A 19,920-nucleotide genomic window follows, 5' to 3' on the forward strand; every position below is an offset into this window, starting at 1 on the left:
CCATGAATAGAACTCTCTACACCGCGCTGTTTTATCTGGGGCTGCCATTGGTGGCGATTCGGCTGTGGCTGCGCTCGCGCAAGGCGCCGGCGTATGCCCAACGGATTGGCGAACGTTTCTCCTACGGCATGCCGACATTGCAACCCGGTGGTATCTGGGTCCACGCCGTGTCGGTGGGCGAAAGCATCGCCGCCGCGCCGATGATCCGCGCGCTGCTGCAACGCTATCCGACGCTTCCGATCACCGTGACCTGCATGACGCCAACCGGTTCGGAACGTATCCATGCGCTGTTCGCCAACGAGCCACGCATCCAGCACTGCTATTTGCCGTATGACTTGCCCTGTGCCGCCGCGCGTTTTCTGGATCGCGTGCAGCCGAAACTGGCAGTGATCATGGAAACCGAACTGTGGCCCAACCACATCCACCAATGTGCCAAGCGCGGGATTCCAGTGGCGTTGGCCAATGGACGACTGTCCGAGCGTTCCGCCAAGGGCTATGGCCGGTTCAGCAAACTGACCGCGCCGATGCTCGCCGAGATGAGCCTGTTCGCCGTGCAGACCGAAGCCGAAGCCCAGCGCTTCCGTGATCTCGGTGCGCGCCCGGAGACAGTCGAAGTCACTGGCTCGATCAAGTTCGACCTGACCATCGACCCGCAACTGCTGCAACGCGCCGCTGAGCTGCGCAGCCAGTGGCAGGCTCAGGAGCGCCCGGTGTGGATCGCCGCCAGCACCCATGAAGGCGAAGACGAAGTGGTGCTGAATGCTCACCGTCGCTTGCTGACCAACCATCCCGATGCGTTGCTGATTCTGGTGCCGCGTCACCCGGAGCGTTTCAACTCGGTGTTCGAGTTGTGCCAGCGTGAAGGCTTTGCCACGGTGCGTCGCTCCACTGGCGCGAGCGTCGATGCGCAGACTTCGGTGCTGCTTGGCGACACCATGGGCGAGCTGCTGTTTCTCTATGCCCTGGCTGACAGCGCGTTCGTCGGCGGCAGCCTGGTGCCCAACGGCGGGCACAATCTGCTGGAACCGGCAGCCTTGGCGAAACCGGTGATCAGCGGCCCGCACCTGTTCAACTTCCTCGACATCGCCGCGCAACTGCGCAGCGCCGGGGCATTGGCCGAGGTGGATGACGCTGAAGGTCTGGCGACAGAAGTGCAGCGTCTGTTTGAACTGCCGCGCGACGCACAGCGCATGGCAGAAAACGGGCTGAGCGTGATGCGTCGCAATCAGGGCGCGTTGCAGCGCTTGCTCGATGGACTGGGAAGGTTGATCGACCGCCCATAAAAAACGCAGCCTCAGGGCTGCGTTTTTTGTTTAAGGCCGAGCCTTGAGCTGGGCTTCGGCAGCCTTGGCCAGATCCGGTGGCAGGAAGTCCTTGTCCGGGTTGTAGTCGGCTTTCAGGTAGCGGGTCAGATCCTGCAGGTCGCCCGGGTTCAACGTCCCCGCCGCCTGCTTCAGGCGCAGGTTGTCTAGGATGTAGTCGTAGCGGGTGTTGTTGTAATTGCGCACCGAAGTGTAGAGCTGACGCTGGGCGTCGAGCACGTCGACGATGTTGCGCGTCCCCACCTGATAACCGATTTCCGTGGCTTCCACTGCGCTCTGGTTGGAAATGATCGACTGGCGGCGCGCCTGTACCTGTTCGACGTCGGTGTTCACCGCGCGGTGCAGGTTGCGGGTGTTTTCGACGATCTGCCGGCGCAGGCCTTCACGTTGCTGTTCGGTCTGATCCAGTTGCGCATAAGACTGACGCACCTGGGAGCTGGTCAGGCCGCCGCTGTAGAGCGGGATGTTCACCTGCAACGCCAGGGTGCGCTGTTCGACGTTGCCGCCATACGGCGTGCCGAAGGCATTCGGGTTGCTGAAACCGAACGAATCGTTATCGCCTTTCTCGTACTTCGCCACGGCGTCGAGGGTCGGCAGGTGGCCGGCCTTGCGCTGTTTCAAAGTCTGTTCGGCGGAGCTGACCGCGAAGTTGCTGGCCAGCAGATTGAGGTTCTGTTTCGCGGCGGTATCGACCCAGGCCTTGGCGTCGTTCGGCGCCGGCGGCAGGATCGGCAAGGTGTGGACGATGCCCTGGATCGAGTTGTACTGACGGTTGGTCAGGGTGACCAGCGCTTGGAACGCATCATCGACCTGACGCTGGGCGACGATCCGGTTGGCGCGCGCGGTGTCGTAACTGGCTTGCGATTGCAGCACGTCGGTCTTGTCCGACAGGCCCACGTCGAAGCGCTCGTTGGACTGGTCGAGCTGGCGCTTGAACGCGGCTTCTTCGGCCTTGGTCGAGGCCAGGTTGTCCTGGCTGCGCAGCACGTTGAAGTAGCTTTCGGCGGTTTGCAGGATCAGGTTCTGCTCGGTGGCCGAAAGTTGCAGCGCGGCCTGCTCGTTGACGTCCTTGGCGGCCTGGTACTGGAACCAGCGGTCGGCGCGGAACAGCGGTTGCGCCAGGGTCGCCTGATACGACTGGGCACTGCGGTTGGCGACCGCCGACGGCTGATCGATGTCGGTGCGCACATTGGCCACCTGGGCGCCACCGGACAGGTTAGGCAGCAGCCCGGCGCGGGCCTGGGGCACGACTTCTTTCTGCGCACCGTACTGGGCGCGGGCGGCGGCCAGGTCGGCGTTGTTGTCGACGGCTTCCTGATAGACGCTGACCAGATCCGTTCTGGTCGACAAAGGCGCTTCTGCTGCCCATACCGTTGCGGTGGACGCACAAGACACGGCGACAGCCAGTGAGAGTTTGCGCAGCATGAGGCGATCCCTAGCATGAATATTATGGAAATAATCCGGGCGCCAAAGGTAAGGCGCAGCCCATGCAGCGTCAAGGCGCAGCATGGCGTAGCGAGTGTAGTTGCGCAGGCGGAAGGCAACAATCTGCCAATTGCGCCATTCATCATGGTGTTTGCAGCGGTGTTGGCGTTCTTTGCCGGTTGTGTCTAGACTGGCCGGGTTCTTGTCGGGGTGCCTTGCTATGAGGCTGAGATCGAATAATTTCGGATCCCGTTGAACCTGATCAGGTTAGCGCCTGCGTAGGGAACAAGATTTCTCGTCACCCGGCGAGTCCTCTTGTGCTTCGTCCGGGAAATTGTTCGATAATCGAACGCTCGACGACGAGGCACAGCACCAGTCCTGGTGCGTCCGTGCCTTTCAGGTTCTGCTCCGACAATCCACTGCCTGGATGCTGTCTGGAGAGCCCGTGATGACTACAAAATCTAAAAACGCGATCAACCTGAGTGACTCGGCCAAGGTCGATGAACAGTCGGTTCAACCGTTCACCCGTTCGCAAAAAGTCTACGTTCAGGGCTCCCGCCCGGACATCCGCGTGCCGATGCGCGAAATCACCCTCGATGTGACCCCCACCGACTTCGGCGGCGAAATCAACGCGCCGGTCACCGTCTACGACACCTCGGGCCCGTACACCGACCCGAACGTGGTGATCGATGTGCGCAAAGGTCTGGGTGACGTGCGTTCGGCATGGATCGACGACCGTGGCGACACCGAGCGCCTGCCGGGCCTGAGCTCGAATTTCGGTCAGGAGCGCCTGGCCGATCCGGAGCTGACCAAGCTGCGTTTCGCCCACGTCAACAACCCGCGCCGTGCCAAGGCCGGGGCCAACGTCAGCCAGATGCACTACGCGCGCAAAGGGATCATTACCGCCGAGATGGAATACGTCGCCATCCGCGAAAACATGAAACTGCAAGAGGCCCGCGCTGCCGGTCTGCTGAATCAGCAGCACGCCGGCCACAGCTTCGGCGCGAGCATCCCGAAAGAAATCACTCCTGAATTCGTGCGCGAAGAAATCGCCCGTGGCCGCGCGATCATTCCGGCCAACATCAACCACGTCGAACTGGAACCGATGATCATCGGCCGTAACTTCCTGGTGAAGATCAACGGCAACATCGGCAACAGCGCGCTGGGTTCGTCCATCGAAGAAGAAGTGGCGAAACTGACCTGGGGCATTCGCTGGGGCTCGGACACCGTGATGGACTTGTCCACCGGCAAGCACATCCACGAAACCCGCGAGTGGATCATCCGCAACTCGCCGGTTCCGATCGGCACCGTACCGATCTATCAGGCGCTGGAAAAGGTCAATGGCGTGGCCGAAGACCTGACCTGGGAGCTGTTTCGCGACACGCTGATCGAGCAGGCGGAGCAGGGCGTCGACTACTTCACCATCCACGCCGGCGTGCTGCTGCGCTACGTGCCGCTGACCGCCAAACGGGTGACCGGCATCGTTTCCCGTGGCGGCTCGATCATGGCCAAGTGGTGCCTGGCGCACCACAAAGAGAACTTCCTCTACACCCACTTCGAGGAAATCTGCGAAATCATGAAGGCCTACGACGTCAGCTTCTCGCTGGGCGACGGCCTGCGTCCGGGCTCGATTGCCGACGCCAACGACGAAGCGCAGTTCGGCGAACTGGAAACCCTCGGCGAGCTGACCAAAATCGCCTGGAAGCACGACGTGCAATGCATGATCGAAGGCCCGGGCCACGTGCCGATGCAGTTGATCAAAGAGAACATGGACAAGCAGCTGGAGTGCTGCGACGAGGCGCCGTTCTACACCCTCGGTCCGCTGACCACCGACATCGCACCGGGTTACGACCACATCACTTCCGGCATCGGTGCGGCGATGATCGGCTGGTTCGGTTGCGCGATGCTCTGCTACGTGACGCCGAAGGAACACCTGGGCTTGCCGAACAAGGATGACGTGAAGACCGGGATCATCACCTACAAGATCGCCGCTCACGCAGCGGACCTGGCCAAGGGGCATCCGGGCGCACAGATCCGCGACAACGCCTTGAGCAAGGCGCGTTTCGAATTCCGTTGGGAAGACCAGTTCAACCTCGGTCTGGATCCGGACACCGCCCGCTCGTATCACGATGAAACCCTGCCGAAGGATTCGGCGAAGGTCGCACATTTCTGTTCGATGTGCGGGCCGAAATTCTGCTCGATGAAGATCACTCAGGAAGTCCGCGAATACGCGGCCAACCAGCGGATCGACGCGGTCGACGTGGATGTCGCCCAGGGCCTGGCGGAACAGGCCGAGCGGTTCAGGAAGGAAGGCAGTCAGCTGTACAAGAAGGTTTGATCTGACCTGAAAGGGTGGGGCCTGTAATGGCCCCTTCGCGAGCAAGCTCGCTCCCACATTTGAATGCATTCCAAAGTGGGGGCGAGCTTGCTCGCGAATACGGTCGACACAACAACAAATGTCCCTCTGAGATAACACCCTTGAGCATTCAACCCGGTACTTATTCCCCCGACCTCGCCGTGCCCGCCAGCCAGCGTGTATTCGGCGGTCGCGATCTGTTTTCCCTGTGGTTCTCCCTCGGCATCGGCCTGATGGTCTTGCAGACCGGTGCACTGCTGGCGCCGGGGCTGGGCCTGTCGGGAGCGCTGCTGGCGATTTTCCTCGGCACCCTGGTCGGCGTCTTGTTGCTGGCCGCCGTTGGCGTGATCGGCAGCGACACCGGCCTGTCGTCGATGGCCGCGCTGAAACTCAGCCTCGGCAGCAAAGGCGCGAGCCTGCCGGCGCTGCTCAACCTGCTGCAACTGATCGGTTGGGGCTCTTTCGAAATCATCGTCATGCGCGATGCGGCCAGCCTGCTCGGCACTCGTGCATTCAGCGAAGGTTCGCTGTGGGCCAGTCCGATGTTGTGGACCCTGTGCTTCGGTGCGCTGGCGACGTTGCTGGCGGTCAGCGGGCCGTTGACGTTCGTGCGCAAGATCCTGCGCAAGTGGGGCATCTGGCTGATTCTGGGCGCGTGCATCTGGCTGACCTGGAACCTGTTTGCCAAGGCCGATCTCGCCGCCTTGTGGGCACAGGCCGGGGATGGCTCGATGCCGCTCGCCGTGGGCTTCGATATCGCCATTGCGATGCCGCTGTCGTGGCTGCCGCTGATCGCCGACTACTCGCGCTTCGGTCAGCGGGCGAAGAACGTATTCGGCGGCACAGCGATCGGTTTCTTCATCGGCAATTTCTGGCTGATGAGCCTGGGCGTGGCCTACACCCTGGCCTTTGCGCCGAGCGGTGAGGTCAACGCGCTGCTGCTGGCGCTGGCTGGCGCAGGTCTGGGGATTCCGCTGTTGCTGATTCTGCTGGATGAGTCGGAAAACGCTTTCGCCGACATTCACTCGGCGGCGGTTTCCAGCGGGATTCTGTTGCGTCTGAAAGTCGAGCATCTGGCGTTGGCCATCGGTGTGATCTGCACCCTGATCGCCTTGCTCGCGCCATTGGCGCAATACCAGAACTTCCTGTTGCTGATCGGTTCGGTGTTCGCACCGCTGTTCGGCGTGGTACTGGTGGATCACTTCATCCTGCGCAAGCGCAGTGCCCAGGTGGCATCGGCCGCGTTGCGCTGGCCGGCACTATTGGCCTGGCTGGGCGGCATCAGCACCTATCACTTGCTGGCCAACCTGTATCCGGATGTCGGCGCGACCCTGCCGGCGCTGGTGCTGGCAGGGCTGCTGCAACTCGTGCTCGGCCGAGCTTTCAGTTACGGCCGGGAAACAGCTCGGGCTTGAGAATGCCATTCAGGCGCGGGTAAGGGATTTTCAGTTCGACGTGGCCCAGCGCATAAGGCGCGATGGTGGTCACGTCGTACTTGAGGATCACGCCGCCGTAGGTCAGCGCCACGTTAGGGGTTTTGACGAACGGCCAGCTCTTCACGAACTCCGGTTCCTGATCGAGCTTGGTGCTGATCAGCCAGCTGTTGTGGGCCACTTGCGCGGCTTTCCAGAACGCCTCTTCCTGACCCGGCAGCAACATGTCCGCCAGAGTCAGCACCTTGTGCTGCTGACGCGAATAGTTGATGAAACCGCGTCCCGGTGTACCGTGGGCACCGCCGGTGTCCAGGTAGCTCGACGTTTCGATGATAACCAGACCGTCATGCTGCTCGCGTACTTTCGCCTGCAAATAGCTGCTGTTGCGCGGGCCGGCGTTGGCCAGGAATTGCTCGCGATACGCTGCCAGCGTCGGCGCCACCGGGGCGTTCGGTGCGGTGCGGGTCATTTGCAACAGGCGTTTTTCGATGATGCCGTCCAGCGCCGGTTCTGCCGGAAAGCGCAACGTATCGATGTTCACCAGCGGGCAGTCCGGGTTGGAGCAACCGGGTTTCAGCGTTTCCGAGGCGTCGCGGGTGGTTTCCAGCGGCGTGCGGTAGTTGGGCTGGAACAGGCTGGCGCACGCGCCCAGGGTCAGGGCGATGGCGGCCACGGAGGCAATTTTGAAAAGCGACATGGGCGTCCTTTCTGAAGCAGGGGAAGGCAAAAAGTTACCGCTTCGACTCTCAACGAAGCGGTCAGTTCGCCACTAAGCTAATTAGAGTGGGTTTCGCCTTCACCGTCCATCCCGCTGACAGTAAAGGGGCTGCATCAAATGTCACGGGCGCGTTAGGATGGCGCGAAGTCGAGGTCGCCATTAGCAAGACGAACCTCGTATTGGAATCTGCAGTAGACGAGGATGCCCATGACCGATTTTGCCAATGCCATTCCAAGCGCCGTCGATATCGTGCAGCGGGTGCAATGCTACGAGGGCTTCTACAAGCTCGATCGCGTGCATTTGCGCCATGAACTGTTCGCCGGTGGCATGAGCCGCGAAATCAATCGTGAAGTGTTCGTGCGCCATGATGCCGTGTGCATGCTGCCCTACGATCCGCAGCGCGATGAAGTGGTGCTGATCGAGCAGTTTCGTGTCGGCGCCATGGGCAAGGCCGACAACCCGTGGCTGGTGGAACTGGTCGCCGGTCTGATCGACAAGGATGAACAGCCGGAAGAAGTTGCTCACCGCGAAGCGCAGGAGGAAGCTGGGCTGGACATCAAGGCCCTGTGGCCAATGACCAAATACTTTCCATCGCCGGGCGGCAGCAACGAATTCGTGCATCTGTACCTGGGGCGTTGCAGCACGGAGGGCGCAGGCGGCCTGCATGGTCTGGAGGAAGAAGCCGAAGATATCCGCGTCACGGTCTGGGCTTTCGAAGATGCCTTGCAGGCTGTACGCGACGGACAGATTGCCAATGCGGCGAGCATCATCGCCTTGCAGTGGCTGGCGCTCAACCGCGCCGAAGTGAGGGGGCTATGGTCGTAAACAAGTTGCGCGATCGCTACCGCGTCGACCTCGTGGGGCTGCAAGCCGCCTGCGAGGCCAACTACGCGCGCCTGATGCGACTGTTGCCGGACATGCGCAACGACCCGCAGGCCCGGCGCATTGCCGTGACCCAGGGCGACCAGATGCTCGGCGTTCTGGCGCTCGAGGTGCTGCAGACCTGTCCGTACACCACGACCCTGCAAGTGCGCCAGGAACACAGCCTGCCGTGGCTGCCGGTGCCGCAACTGGAAGTGCAGGTCTATCACGACGCGCGCATGGCCGAGGTGATCAGCGCCGAGCATGCGCGACGTTTTCGCGGCGTCTATCCTTACCCGAATGCGGCGATGCATCAGCCGGACGAAAAGGCCCAGCTCAATCTGTTCCTGGGCGAATGGCTGAGTCACTGCCTGGCGTGCGGACACGAATACGCGGCGGTCCGATAACCACCGCAAGTTGTGAACTGCGTCCGTTTCGCCGGTTTCTCTTTGCGCTGTCCCCCCGCATAATTGCCGCACCTATCCAGTCCCGCGATCCCGGGGGAGAACGCCTTGCCGAGCGTATCGACTTTGACCACCGCCGACACGGCGTTGCTGGTGCAGCTCTCTGACAGTCATCTGTTCGCCGAGGCGGACAGAACGCTGCTGGGCATGAATACCCGCGAGAGTCTGCAAAAAGTCATCGAGCTGGTGCTTGAACAGCAACCGCGGATCGATCTGATCGTTGCCAGCGGCGACTTGTCCCAGGACGGCACGCTGGAGTCCTATCAGCAATTCCGCCAGATGACGGCGCAGATCGATGCGCCGGCCCGCTGGATCCCCGGCAACCACGATGAACCCCAGATCATGGCTCAGGCGACGGTCAAGAGTGCGTTGCTGGAGTCCGTGGTGGATGTCGGCAACTGGCGCGTGACCCTGCTCGATTCGGCGGTGCCCGGATCGGTGCCGGGGTATCTGCAGGACGACCAACTGCAATTGCTCGCCAGCTCCCTGAGCGAAGCGCCGGATCGCCATCATCTGGTGTGCTTGCACCACCATCCGGTGTCGATCGGTTGCGCCTGGATGGAGCCGATCGGCTTGCGCAATCCGGAAGCGTTTTTCGAAGTGCTCGACCGTTTCCCGCAGGCCCGCGCCGTGCTGTGGGGGCATGTCCATCAGGAAATCGATCGCGAACGCAAGGGCGTAAGGCTGATCGCCTCGCCGTCGACCTGCATCCAGTTCGAGCCGGGCAGCGAAGATTTCAAGGTTGGCGAACAGGCGCCGGGGTATCGCTGGTTGCGATTGCTGCCGGACGGGCGGATCGAGACTGGCGTGGAGCGTGTCACTGATTTCCGGTTCACTGTCGATTACGGCTCCGACGGTTACTGATTGACGGGCACAGCGCTGATTTCCTCGGGTGCTGGCCCAACACCCCTCGACTCCCTGTAAACTCCGCTATCTTCAGCCGACGCCCAGGGAGCTCAAATGTCCGGTTCGATTCTCTATATCCATGGTTTCAACAGCGCGCCGGCTTCGAAAAAGGCCTGTCAGCTGGTCGAGGTGATGGAGCGGCTGGGTTTGAGCGATCAACTGCGTGTCCCCGCGCTGCATCACCACCCGCGCGAAGCCATCGGTCAGCTGGAACAGGCAATTGCCGAACTCGGCCGGCCGTTGCTGGTGGGAAGTTCGCTCGGCGGCTACTATGCGACTCACCTGGCCGAGCGCCATGGCCTGAAAGTCCTGCTGGTCAACCCGGCCGTCAGTCCGCACCGGATGTTCGACGGATACCTGGGCACCCAGAAAAACCTGTACACCGACGAGACCTGGGAACTGACCCACGACCACGTGACGGCCCTGGCCGAGCTGGAAGTGCCGGCGCCACAGGATCCGCAGCGTTATCAGGTATGGTTGCAGACCGGCGATGAAACACTGGATTATCGCCTTGCCCAGCAGTATTACCGGGCCTGTGCCTTGCGCATCCAGGCTGGCGGCGACCACAGTTTCCAGGGATTTGTTACACAATTGCCGGCATTGCTCAGCTTTGCCGGGATTGGCGCCGATATCTATCAGGCAGTCGATTTCACCGCACTGTGAAGTCTTGCCCCATTTTCATTGAATCACTGACGACGAGACCCTATGGCCACTCCCAGCGCTAGCTCCTATAACGCCGACGCCATCGAAGTCCTCTCGGGCCTCGACCCGGTGCGCAAGCGCCCCGGCATGTACACCGACACCAGTCGGCCGAACCACCTTGCCCAGGAAGTCATCGACAACAGTGTCGACGAAGCCCTGGCCGGCCACGCCAAATCGATCCAGGTCATCCTCCACGCCGACCATTCGCTGGAAGTCTGCGACGACGGCCGTGGCATGCCGGTCGACATTCACCCGGAAGAGGGCGTGTCGGGCGTCGAACTGATCCTCACCAAGCTCCATGCGGGCGGCAAGTTTTCCAACAAGAACTACCAGTTCTCCGGCGGTCTGCACGGGGTGGGTATTTCCGTGGTCAACGCCTTGTCGACCCAGGTGCGGGTGCGGGTCAAACGTGACGGCAACGAATACGAAATGACCTTCGCCGATGGCTTCAAGGCCACCGATCTGCAAGTCATCGGCACCGTTGGCAAGCGCAATACCGGGACCAGCGTGTACTTCGCGCCGGACCCGAAATACTTCGATTCGCCGAAATTCTCCATCAGCCGCCTCAAGCACGTACTCAAGGCCAAGGCCGTTCTCTGCCCGGGGCTGCTGATCAGCTTCGAAGACAAAGGCACCGGCGAAAAGGTCGAGTGGCACTACGAAGACGGCCTGCGCTCCTATCTGGTGGATGCGGTCAGCGAGTTCGAGCGTCTGCCGGACGCGCCGTTCTGCGGCAACCTGGCGGGCGCCAAGGAAGCGGTCGAGTGGGCCCTGCTGTGGCTGCCTGAAGGCGGTACTTCGGTCACCGAAAGCTACGTTAACCTGATTCCGACGGAGCAGGGCGGTACCCACGTCAACGGTCTGCGTCAGGGGCTGCTCGATGCGATGCGTGAGTTCTGCGAATTCCGCAGCCTGCTGCCGCGTGGCGTCAAACTGGCCCCGGAGGACGTCTGGGAACGCATCGCTTTCGTCCTGTCGATGAAGATGCAGGAACCGCAATTCTCCGGCCAGACCAAGGAACGTCTGTCGTCCCGTGAAGCGGCGGCATTTGTCTCCGGCGTGGTCAAGGATGCGTTCAGCCTGTGGCTCAATGCCAACCCGGAAACCGGTCTGGCGCTGGCAGAACTGGCGATCAGCAACGCCGGCCGTCGTCTGAAGGCCAGCAAGAAAGTCGAGCGCAAGCGCATCACCCAGGGGCCGGCATTGCCGGGCAAACTGGCCGATTGCGCGGGGCAGGACCCGATGCGTTCCGAGCTGTTCCTGGTGGAAGGTGATTCCGCCGGCGGTTCGGCCAAGCAAGCGCGGGACAAGGAATTCCAGGCGATCCTGCCGTTGCGCGGCAAGATCCTCAACACCTGGGAAGTCGACGGCAGTGAAGTGCTGGCCAGCCAGGAAGTGCACAACATCGCCGTGGCCATCGGTGTCGATCCGGGCGCCGAGGACATGAGCCAGCTGCGCTACGGCAAGATCTGCATCCTCGCCGACGCCGACTCCGACGGTCTGCACATCGCGACCTTGCTCTGCGCTTTGTTCGTCCAGCATTTCCGCCCGCTGGTGGACGCTGGTCACGTCTACGTCGCGATGCCGCCGCTGTACCGCATCGACCTGGGCAAAGAAATCTACTACGCCCTCGACGAGGCCGAGCGCGACGGGATCCTCGACCGTCTGGTGGCCGAGAAGAAACGCGGCAAGCCGCAGGTCACCCGATTCAAGGGTCTGGGTGAAATGAACCCGCCGCAACTGCGTGAAACCACCATGGACCCGAACACTCGGCGCCTGGTGCAGTTGACCCTCGGGGACGACTTCGCCCAGACCTCGGAAATAATGGACATGCTGCTGGCGAAGAAACGCGCCGGCGACCGCAAGACCTGGCTCGAATCCAAGGGCAACCTCGCCGAGGTTCTGGCCTGATGCGGTTTGGCTGGGCCTTGGCGGGTGCGTTGCTGCTGGGTTCGATGACGGTGTCGGCAGAGCCTGCGCAAGAGCTGCGCGTGCTCGCCGAGCACCCGGTCGAAGGCATGCGCGGCGGCAACCTGTCGGGGCTGGCCTTGTGTGGCAATGATCTGTGGACCGTTTCGGATCGCGACGATGACCAGATCTATCGTCTCGATATCCGCGATCGGGTCTGGCAGGCCACGGCCGTGCGCATCGATCCGCCGAAAGTGCCGGACAGCGGCTTGCCGTGGGGCATCAGCTCGCGCACTTGGGCGGCTTCGTTCATTCGGGGCGGCGATCTGGATTTCGAAGGCATCACCTGCGACAGCGCCGGCAACCGCTACATTGTCAGCGAAGCCCACGCAGCGGTGCTGCAAGTGCCGCCTCAGGGGCCGTCGTCGTGGCTGAAAATCTCGCCGATGATGGTCCGCGAGGCGCGGGCCAGCGGGATGTTGCTGCAGTTCAACGCGATATTCGAAGGCCTGGCGATCAATCCGGCGGGCGATCAGATGTGGCTGGCTGCGGAGCGGCAAAGCCGTGGCTTGCTGATGATCAAGCGTCAGCAGACGGTGTGGGATTGTGACGGGCGCTGCGTGCTGCTCAGCGAGGGCGGGATGGAAATGCAACCGCCGCAGTTTCCGAAAGCCCGCCCGGTCAATCGGGATTTTTCCGACGTGTCCCTGTTCAACGGCAAACTGTTTACCCTTGAGCGCAACGCGTACCAGATCTGTCGTCGCGATGCGCTGACGGCCAAGGTCGAGCTTTGCTGGTCGTATGCGGCCGAGTTGTTGCAGGCCAATCGTCGTTATTCGCAGAACTTCGGGCTGGAAGAGGCGCTGGTGGTCGATGCTCAAGGTGCCTGGATCGGCGTCGACAACAATTTTGGTCCCCGGGCCGATGGCGAGGTCCGCCCGATCATCTGGCGATTCGCCGCGCCCGAGGGTGGCTGGAGCGCCAAGCCATGAGCCAGCAACCGCCGGGCAGGCGCGCCGGTCGGGTGTTGATGATTCTGGCCTGGTGCGCGGCGCTGTTTCTGGCCACGCGGTTCTTCGGCCAGTGGGAAGAGCGCCAGCGCAATCCCAATGTGGAAGTGGCTTCGCAGCAGGGTAACGGCTTTATCGAAGTGAAACTGATCGGCAACGCCCAGGGACATTTTGTCGCCAGCGGCCTGATCAACGGTCGGCCGGTGGAGTTCATGCTCGACACTGGCGCGACCGACGTGGCAATCCCGGCCGAAGTGGCGAAAAACCTTCGGCTGGAAGAAGGTTTCGGTGTGACCCTGAGCACGGCCAATGGCCTGAGCCAGGGCTATCGCACCCGGATCGACCGCCTGCAACTGGGCGACATCGTGCTGCGGGATGTCCGCGCACTGGTGGCGCCCGGCCTGCATGGCGATCAGGTGCTGCTCGGCATGAGCGCCCTGAACAAACTTGAATTTACTCAGCGCGGCGGCACCATGCTGCTGCGCCAGACAACGAACCGATGAGGCCCGCATGAGCGACAACCTTGCAGACAGCTTAGATGGCGTAGAACGCCGGTCGCTGGCTGACTTCACCGAAAATGCCTACCTCAACTACTCCATGTACGTGATCATGGACCGTGCCTTGCCGCATATCGGCGACGGTCTGAAACCGGTACAGCGGCGTATCGTCTACGCCATGAGCGAGCTGGGGCTGGATGCCGATTCCAAGCACAAGAAGTCGGCGCGTACCGTCGGCGACGTGCTCGGCAAGTTCCACCCCCACGGCGACTCGGCGTGCTACGAAGCGATGGTGCTGATGGCCCAGCCGTTCAGCTATCGCTACACGCTGGTGGACGGCCAGGGTAACTGGGGTGCGCCGGACGATCCGAAATCCTTCGCCGCCATGCGTTACACCGAAGCGCGGCTGTCACGTTATTCCGAAGTGCTGCTCAGCGAACTGGGCCAGGGCACCGCAGACTGGGGCCCGAACTTCGACGGCACCCTGCAGGAACCGCTGGTGTTGCCGGCACGTTTGCCGAACATCCTGCTCAACGGCACCACCGGTATCGCCGTGGGCATGGCCACCGATGTGCCGCCGCACAACCTGCGCGAAGTCGCCACCGCGTGCGTGCGCCTGCTCGACGAGCCGAAAGCCACGGTCGAACAGCTTTGCGAACACATCCAGGGCCCGGACTACCCGACCGAAGCGGAAATCATCACTCCGCGCGCCGACCTGCTGAAAATGTACGAAACCGGCAAGGGCTCGGTGCGCATGCGCGCCGTGTACCACGTCGAGGACGGCGACATCATCATCACCGCGCTGCCGCACCAGGTCTCCGGGGCCAAGGTGCTGGAGCAGATCGCCGCGCTGATGCAGGCCAAGCCGTCGAAAGCACCGCAGATCGCCGACCTGCGCGATGAATCCGATCACGAGAACCCGTGCCGCATCGTGATCATCCCGGTCAACAGCCGCGTCGATCACGAAGCGTTGATGCAGCACCTGTTCGCCAGCACCGAGCTGGAGTCGACGTATCGGGTCAACGTCAACATCATCGGTCTGGACGGCAAGCCGCAGCTGAAAAACCTCCGTGCGTTGCTGGTGGAGTGGCTGGAATTCCGCGTGCTGACCGTACGTCGCCGGTTGCAATTCCGCCTCGACAAGGTCGAGCGCCGCCTGCACCTGTTGGACGGTTTGCTGATTGCCTACCTCAACCTGGATGAAGTGATTCACATCATCCGCACCGAGGATCAGCCGAAAGCCAAACTGATCGAGCGTTTTGCCCTCAGCGAAATCCAGGCCGATTACATCCTCGATACCCGTCTGCGTCAGTTGGCGCGACTGGAAGAGATGAAGCTGCGCGACGAGCAGGATGAACTGCTCAAGGAACAAGCCAAGCTGCAAGCGCTGCTGAGCAGTGAAGCCAAGCTGAAGAAGCTGGTTCGCAGTGAGCTGCTGAAAGACGCCGAAACCTACGGCGATGATCGTCGGTCGCCAATCGTCGAGCGCGCTGAAGCCAAGGCGCTGACCGAGCACGATCTGCTGCCGAACGAGAAAGTCACCGTCGTGCTGTCGGAAAAAGGCTGGATCCGTTCGGCCAAGGGCCACGATATCGACGCCACCGGCCTGTCGTACAAGGCTGGCGACGGCTTCAAGACCTCGGCAGCGGGGCGTTCGAACCAGTCGGCCGTGGTCATCGACTCCACGGGCCGCAGTTACTCGCTGGCCACCCACACCCTGCCATCGGCACGAGGCCAGGGCGAGCCGTTGACCGGTCGTCTGACGCCGCCGCCGGGCGCAACGTTCGAATGTGTGCTGATGCCGGAAGAGGACTCGCTGTACGTGATCGCCTCTGACGCCGGCTACGGTTTCGTGGTGAAAGGTGAAGACCTGCAAGCCAAGAACAAGGCCGGCAAGGCGCTGTTGAGCCTGCCGAACAACGCCAAGGTGATCGCGCCGCGTCCGGTGGCCGACCGCGAGCACAACTGGCTGGCCTCGGTAACGACCGAGGGTCGCCTGCTGATCTTCAAGATCAGCGACCTGCCACAATTAGGGAAGGGCAAAGGCAACAAGATCATCGGTATTTCCGGTGAGCGTGTGGCCAGTCGCGAAGAATATGTCACGGACATCGCCGTTCTTCCGGAAGGCGCCACCTTGGTGCTGCAGGCCGGAAAACGTACCTTGTCGCTGAAGGCCGACGACCTCGAACACTACAAAGGTGAGCGTGGTCGCCGTGGTAACAAACTGCCACGTGGCTTCCAGCGGGTGGATGCGCTGCTCGTCGAAAACCTCAATTAAGCGGCCAGGGGGCGTTCGTACTGATTTCTCCGGCGGAGAAAATGAGTGAGAACGCCTCTCTAGAGCGTCCGATCTTCGATTTAACCCGTAGATCGGCGCTTTGGCGCTGGAGTCGGAACGCATATTCACGGATGATATGGCCTTTCCAAGCGCCGGCGTGGCCGAGCGTTCTTCATATTTGCTGAGTATTTTCACTGTGGTCAGCCTTGTGGCGGCCACCTGGACGGGATGATGACTTCTCTGCGCCCCCTTATTTTCCTGCTCGCCGGCGTTCTTGGCCTGGCGGGTTGCAGCGTTCACCAGCCGGTGTCGCTGTATCAGCTGGACAGCGGAAGTCCGGCTCAGCCTGCGCAAAGCTCAGGCATGGCAGTTCTGCTGGGTCCTGTAATCGTTGCCGATTACCTGCAGCGGGAAACCCTGTTGCAGCGTCAACCGGACGGCAGCCTGCAAGCCTCGGTCGATGGTCGCTGGGCTGGTAGCCTTTCGTCGGATATCGATCAATTGCTGCTGCGTCAGGTTGCCGGTCGTCTGGACAGCCAGCGGGTGGTACTGGCACCGGCGACCACCGGCTTCACGCCCGATGTTCAAGTGTTGTTGACCATCACTCGTCTGGACTCCGGCGCAAAGCAGCCGGCGATTCTTGATGCGCAGTGGCGACTGCTCGACCGTCGTGGCCAGGTGCGTGACAACCGCATCGTCCACTTGCAAGAACTGCACAGTGGCAGCACGGCTTCCCAGGTTCAGGCGCAAGGCATTCTGCTGCAGCGTCTGGCCGAGCAACTGTCGGTCGCGCTCAAGCCGTTGGCCAACCAGCCACCGGTTGCCGAAGCGCCACGCAAACCGGCACCGAAGCCGGCAGCACCGGCGGCGGAAGCCGAGAAGCAGCCGAAGATCCCGATGGCTTCGCCGATTCGTACCGATATGGAAGTGTTCCGCTTTTAAGGCTGGAACGAGTCAGGACAAAGCCCGCCTTGTGCGGGCTTTGTTGTGTCTGGGCTCTGAGTGGACGATCAAAAGCCCCTCACCCGAACCCTCCCGAAACGTCGGACCGCTTGGAGGGAGAGGGTAGGGTGAGGGGCTGTCGAGAGTGCATAAAAAATCCAGAACGCCACACACAAAGAAGCCCGCAGACGAGTGATCATCTGCGGGCTTCTTTACATCAAGGCCTCAGGCCCGACGCTCATGCATCCGCGCCAGTTGCCGCTCGAGCATCGACGGATATGGCTCCATCAAACGCTCCACGCAGCAGGCGCCTTCAGGGCTGGCAATCGGCCGGATCCGCGCACGCTGGCGGATCAGCGCGTCGTCACCGATCTTGCGCTCCACCAGCAGCAGGTTGCGGCTGTGTTGCGACAGCGCCAGGGCGTCTTGAGCGCTGTCGGTCAACAGCAGGTCAATCTGGCTCAGACCGAACAGTTCGTCACCAAGAGTCAGGCCCAGCTGCAATTGCAGGGTGATGCCGCTGTCGGCGACTTCGATCTGCAACTGGTGGCCCAGCGCCCGCAGCAGCTCGCCGCAGCAGATGGCGTTGGTCAGGTAATCGTCGCCGCTGTCTTCGGTGTGGAACAGCATCAGCGTGCTGCCATCGTTCAGGGTTTCGATTTCGCCCTGATACAGCGAAGCGGCCTGTTCCAGACAGTCGCGATAGCGATCCTGCAACTCTTCCAGGCGCGCACGCGGCAAGCGGCGCAGTTGTTCCTGCGAGCCCAGTTGCACCGCCAGCACCGCCGTATGTTGCGGCACGCTCGGGGTCGGTCGGCGCACGGCCGGTTGTGCGGATTCGCTCAGCGACTCGTCACGCAGGTCGGCGAACGGATCTTCGTCATCGTCGTCTTCAACGGTGCTGACCACATGGCGTGGGGCAGGCTTGTGCGCGGCCATCGGGCGGCTTTCGTCGAAACTCGGATCACGCAGGTTGCGCACTTCGAATTCCGGCTCGTCGTCGAACTCGGGTTCCGGTTCGGGCTCCGGTTCGGCCGGCTCCGGGGCATAGCTGGCGTGTAACTGGCGGGCAAGATCGCCGATCTCGTCCTGACGCTCGATTCCCGGCGTGTATTCGTCGATCCGCCGCAGCCACACGCGCAGTTGCAGCAGCGGCGTGGAGAGGTGCCGGCCCAGACGCAGGCTCAGGGCCAGGGACAGTGCCAGCAGAATCGCACTCAGGATGCCCATGCTTTGCAGGCTGATGGTCATCGGCTGCTGGAACTGATCCATGTCCAGGCTGATGCGCAGTTGCCCGGCGGTCACGTCCTGAAAGGTGATCTTGCTCTCGTACATGCCCTCGGCTTCGCCCAGCAGGCCGTGCTTGGGCCGCTGACCGGACTCGGCGAGGATGCGGTTGTCCACGCTGTAGATGGCGGCGTGGGCCACCAGCTTGTTCTTGGTCAGGTTGTTGAGCAGCACGTTGAGGCTGAGGATGTCGTTGGACACCAGCAGCTCGGTCGCGGAGGTGGCGGTCTGCGTGGTCAGGCTTTCGCCCAGCGCATCGGCCTGCTCGTGCATGGCCTGCTTGAACTGCAGGCCCATCACGCAGGCATAGATCACCAGGGCCAGGGCGACCAGGATCACGTTATGGCTGGCAATGCGCAATGCAATCGGTACACGGCGGTGGCGCAGTGCACGGAAGATCAGCAGAAAGAAGTTATCGGTTTTAACTGGCGTGGGCCGGTTCACTGAGCTCGGCTCTTTTGTCCGTGAAGTTGACGCGCAGTATAGCGACAGGCCCTAGACCGGCAAAGCGCTGGCGGTGCCCGATGGTCACTGAAAGTGGGTAGAATGCGGTTTTTTTCCAGTTGCGGGGGTGCGCGTTGCGCGAAATCGTCCTGATTAACATCACGGGAGTCGACCGTCCGGGTCTGACGGCGGCCATTACCGGTGTACTGGCGCAGGGTGGTGTGAATATCCTCGACATCGGTCAGGCGGTGATCCACGACATGCTGTCGTTCGGCATCCTGGTGGAAATTCCCGACTCCTTGCAAGGCAAGTCGGTGCTCAAGGACATCCTGTTCAAGGGCTATGAGCTCGACCAGCAGGTGCGTTTCACCCCGGTATCCGAAGAGGATTACCAGCAATGGGTGGGCAATCAGGGCAAAAAACGCCACATCGTTACCCTGCTGACCCGCAAAGTCACCGCCGGCCAGTTGCAGGCCGTGAGTTCGATCACCGCCAAATATGGCTTGAACATCGACCATATCGACCGTCTGTCGGGTCGCATGCCGCTGGACACCCCGGCGGACAAGGGCAAGGGTTGCATCGAGTTTTCCGTGCGCGGCGAAGCGGCCGACCCGCAGGCCTTGCGCGCCGAATTCCTCAGCGTTGCCCAGGAGCTGAACGTCGACATCGCCTTCCAGGAAGATTCGCTGTTCCGTCGCAACCGTCGTCTGGCGGTGTTCGACATGGACTCGACCCTGATCGAAGCCGAAGTCATCGACGAGCTGGCCAAAGCCGCCGGCGTCGGCGACCAGGTTTCGGCAATCACCGAGCGGGCAATGGCCGGTGAACTGGACTTTCGCGCCAGTTTCAAGGAGCGTCTGGCATTGCTCAAGGGCCTGGATGTCAGCGTGCTGGATTCGATCGGCGCCTCGCTGCGCCTGACCGAAGGCGCCGAAACCCTGTTCGCCGAACTCAAGCGCCTGGGTTACAAGACCGCGATCCTCTCGGGCGGCTTCACCTACTTCGCCAAGCAACTGCAGGCCAGACTAGGCATCGACTACGTGTTCGCCAACGAACTGGAAGTGGTCGACGGTAAGTGCACCGGCGTGGCCATCGAGCCGATCGTCGATGCCCAGCGCAAGGCCGATCTGCTGAAGCAGCTGGCTGAAAAAGAAGGTTTGCGCCTGGAGCAGACCATCGCCGTGGGCGACGGCGCCAACGACCTGCCGATGCTGGCCATCGCCGGTCTGGGCGTGGCGTTCCGCGCCAAGCCGCTGGTCAAGCAGTCGGCGAAGCAGGCGATCTCGACCCTCGGTCTGGATGGCGTGCTGTACCTGCTGGGCTTCCGGGATCGCGACGGGCAGCTCTGACCCGTGCACAGGATCGCA

Annotated in this window: 17 protein-coding genes and 1 riboswitch; of the genes, 14 read left to right on the forward strand and 3 right to left on the reverse strand. The window is 62.0% G+C overall.

The window, feature by feature from the left end; all coding sequences use genetic code 11:
• Nucleotides 1-2: 2 nt before the first annotated feature.
• Nucleotides 3-1,283, forward strand: a complete 1,281-nt coding sequence (waaA, locus tag MKZ87_RS27875) for a lipid IV(A) 3-deoxy-D-manno-octulosonic acid transferase (RefSeq protein ID WP_234206320.1) — start codon at nucleotides 3-5, stop codon at nucleotides 1,281-1,283.
• Nucleotides 1,284-1,313: 30 nt separating this feature from the next.
• Here waaA and MKZ87_RS27880 read toward each other — a convergent pair whose 3' ends face one another.
• Nucleotides 1,314-2,747, reverse strand: a complete 1,434-nt coding sequence (locus MKZ87_RS27880; protein WP_085701042.1) for a TolC family outer membrane protein — start codon at nucleotides 2,745-2,747, stop codon at nucleotides 1,314-1,316.
• 15 nt (nucleotides 2,748-2,762) lie between these two features.
• On the opposite strand from MKZ87_RS27880, the gene MKZ87_RS27885 reads away from it, so the two are divergent.
• From MKZ87_RS27885 to cytX, 3 genes are all read left to right on the forward strand, one after another.
• Nucleotides 2,763-2,936, forward strand: coding sequence for a hypothetical protein (locus MKZ87_RS27885; RefSeq protein WP_227234241.1), 174 nt, complete (start codon nucleotides 2,763-2,765; stop codon nucleotides 2,934-2,936).
• A 7-nt stretch (nucleotides 2,937-2,943) separates the two neighbouring features.
• Nucleotides 2,944-3,049: riboswitch (TPP riboswitch) on the forward strand.
• A 146-nt stretch (nucleotides 3,050-3,195) separates the two neighbouring features.
• Nucleotides 3,196-5,085, forward strand: coding sequence for a phosphomethylpyrimidine synthase ThiC (gene thiC / locus MKZ87_RS27890; RefSeq protein WP_227234242.1), 1,890 nt, complete (start codon nucleotides 3,196-3,198; stop codon nucleotides 5,083-5,085).
• Nucleotides 5,086-5,225: 140 nt separating this feature from the next.
• Nucleotides 5,226-6,518: a putative hydroxymethylpyrimidine transporter CytX gene (cytX, locus tag MKZ87_RS27895; RefSeq protein WP_085701040.1), complete on the forward strand. Its 1,293-nt coding sequence runs from the start codon at nucleotides 5,226-5,228 to the stop codon at nucleotides 6,516-6,518.
• Here the strand turns inward: cytX and MKZ87_RS27900 are convergent.
• Nucleotides 6,487-7,233, reverse strand: coding sequence for an RsiV family protein (locus MKZ87_RS27900; protein WP_085701039.1), 747 nt, complete (start codon nucleotides 7,231-7,233; stop codon nucleotides 6,487-6,489). The two genes, cytX and MKZ87_RS27900, sit on opposite strands and share 32 nt — an antisense overlap.
• Nucleotides 7,234-7,461: 228 nt before the next feature.
• Between MKZ87_RS27900 and MKZ87_RS27905 the strand changes: the two genes are divergently transcribed.
• The 9 genes from MKZ87_RS27905 (at nucleotide 7,462) to MKZ87_RS27945 (ending at nucleotide 16,822) form a co-directional block, all read left to right on the forward strand.
• Nucleotides 7,462-8,079: an NUDIX domain-containing protein gene (locus tag MKZ87_RS27905; RefSeq protein WP_234206322.1), complete on the forward strand. Its 618-nt coding sequence runs from the start codon at nucleotides 7,462-7,464 to the stop codon at nucleotides 8,077-8,079.
• Nucleotides 8,070-8,522, forward strand: coding sequence for a DUF1249 domain-containing protein (locus tag MKZ87_RS27910; protein ID WP_227234244.1), 453 nt, complete (start codon nucleotides 8,070-8,072; stop codon nucleotides 8,520-8,522). The genes MKZ87_RS27905 and MKZ87_RS27910 overlap by 10 nt, the downstream gene beginning before the upstream one ends.
• A 105-nt stretch (nucleotides 8,523-8,627) precedes the next feature.
• Nucleotides 8,628-9,443: a 3',5'-cyclic-AMP phosphodiesterase gene (gene cpdA / locus MKZ87_RS27915; RefSeq protein ID WP_234206324.1), complete on the forward strand. Its 816-nt coding sequence runs from the start codon at nucleotides 8,628-8,630 to the stop codon at nucleotides 9,441-9,443.
• A gap of 96 nt (nucleotides 9,444-9,539) precedes the next feature.
• On the forward strand, nucleotides 9,540-10,148 hold the full coding sequence (locus MKZ87_RS27920) for a YqiA/YcfP family alpha/beta fold hydrolase (protein WP_234206326.1): 609 nt from the start codon (nucleotides 9,540-9,542) through the stop codon (nucleotides 10,146-10,148).
• 42 nt (nucleotides 10,149-10,190) lie between these two features.
• Nucleotides 10,191-12,098: a DNA topoisomerase IV subunit B gene (gene parE / locus MKZ87_RS27925; protein WP_085701034.1), complete on the forward strand. Its 1,908-nt coding sequence runs from the start codon at nucleotides 10,191-10,193 to the stop codon at nucleotides 12,096-12,098.
• Nucleotides 12,098-13,087 carry an esterase-like activity of phytase family protein gene (locus tag MKZ87_RS27930; protein ID WP_085685234.1) on the forward strand — a complete coding sequence of 330 codons (990 nt, stop codon included), beginning with the start codon at nucleotides 12,098-12,100 and terminating at the stop codon, nucleotides 13,085-13,087. The genes parE and MKZ87_RS27930 overlap by 1 nt, the downstream gene beginning before the upstream one ends.
• Nucleotides 13,084-13,608 carry a retropepsin-like aspartic protease family protein gene (locus tag MKZ87_RS27935; protein WP_085701033.1) on the forward strand — a complete coding sequence of 175 codons (525 nt, stop codon included), beginning with the start codon at nucleotides 13,084-13,086 and terminating at the stop codon, nucleotides 13,606-13,608. The genes MKZ87_RS27930 and MKZ87_RS27935 overlap by 4 nt, the downstream gene beginning before the upstream one ends.
• 7 nt (nucleotides 13,609-13,615) lie before the next feature.
• Nucleotides 13,616-15,880, forward strand: a complete 2,265-nt coding sequence (parC, locus tag MKZ87_RS27940) for a DNA topoisomerase IV subunit A (RefSeq protein ID WP_085701032.1) — start codon at nucleotides 13,616-13,618, stop codon at nucleotides 15,878-15,880.
• Between the two features lie 231 nt (nucleotides 15,881-16,111).
• Nucleotides 16,112-16,822, forward strand: coding sequence for a PqiC family protein (locus tag MKZ87_RS27945; protein WP_085701031.1), 711 nt, complete (start codon nucleotides 16,112-16,114; stop codon nucleotides 16,820-16,822).
• A gap of 225 nt (nucleotides 16,823-17,047) precedes the next feature.
• On the opposite strand, the gene MKZ87_RS27950 is transcribed toward MKZ87_RS27945, so the two are convergent.
• Nucleotides 17,048-18,553, reverse strand: a complete 1,506-nt coding sequence (locus MKZ87_RS27950) for an AhpA/YtjB family protein (protein ID WP_234206329.1) — start codon at nucleotides 18,551-18,553, stop codon at nucleotides 17,048-17,050.
• Nucleotides 18,554-18,687: 134 nt separating this feature from the next.
• On the opposite strand from MKZ87_RS27950, the gene serB reads away from it, so the two are divergent.
• Nucleotides 18,688-19,902, forward strand: a complete 1,215-nt coding sequence (serB, locus tag MKZ87_RS27955; RefSeq protein WP_085685222.1) for a phosphoserine phosphatase SerB — start codon at nucleotides 18,688-18,690, stop codon at nucleotides 19,900-19,902.
• Nucleotides 19,903-19,920 lie beyond the last annotated feature (18 nt).

Origin of the sequence: Pseudomonas sp. MCal1 (genome assembly GCF_026341415.1) — a bacterium.
GTDB lineage: Bacteria > Pseudomonadota > Gammaproteobacteria > Pseudomonadales > Pseudomonadaceae > Aquipseudomonas.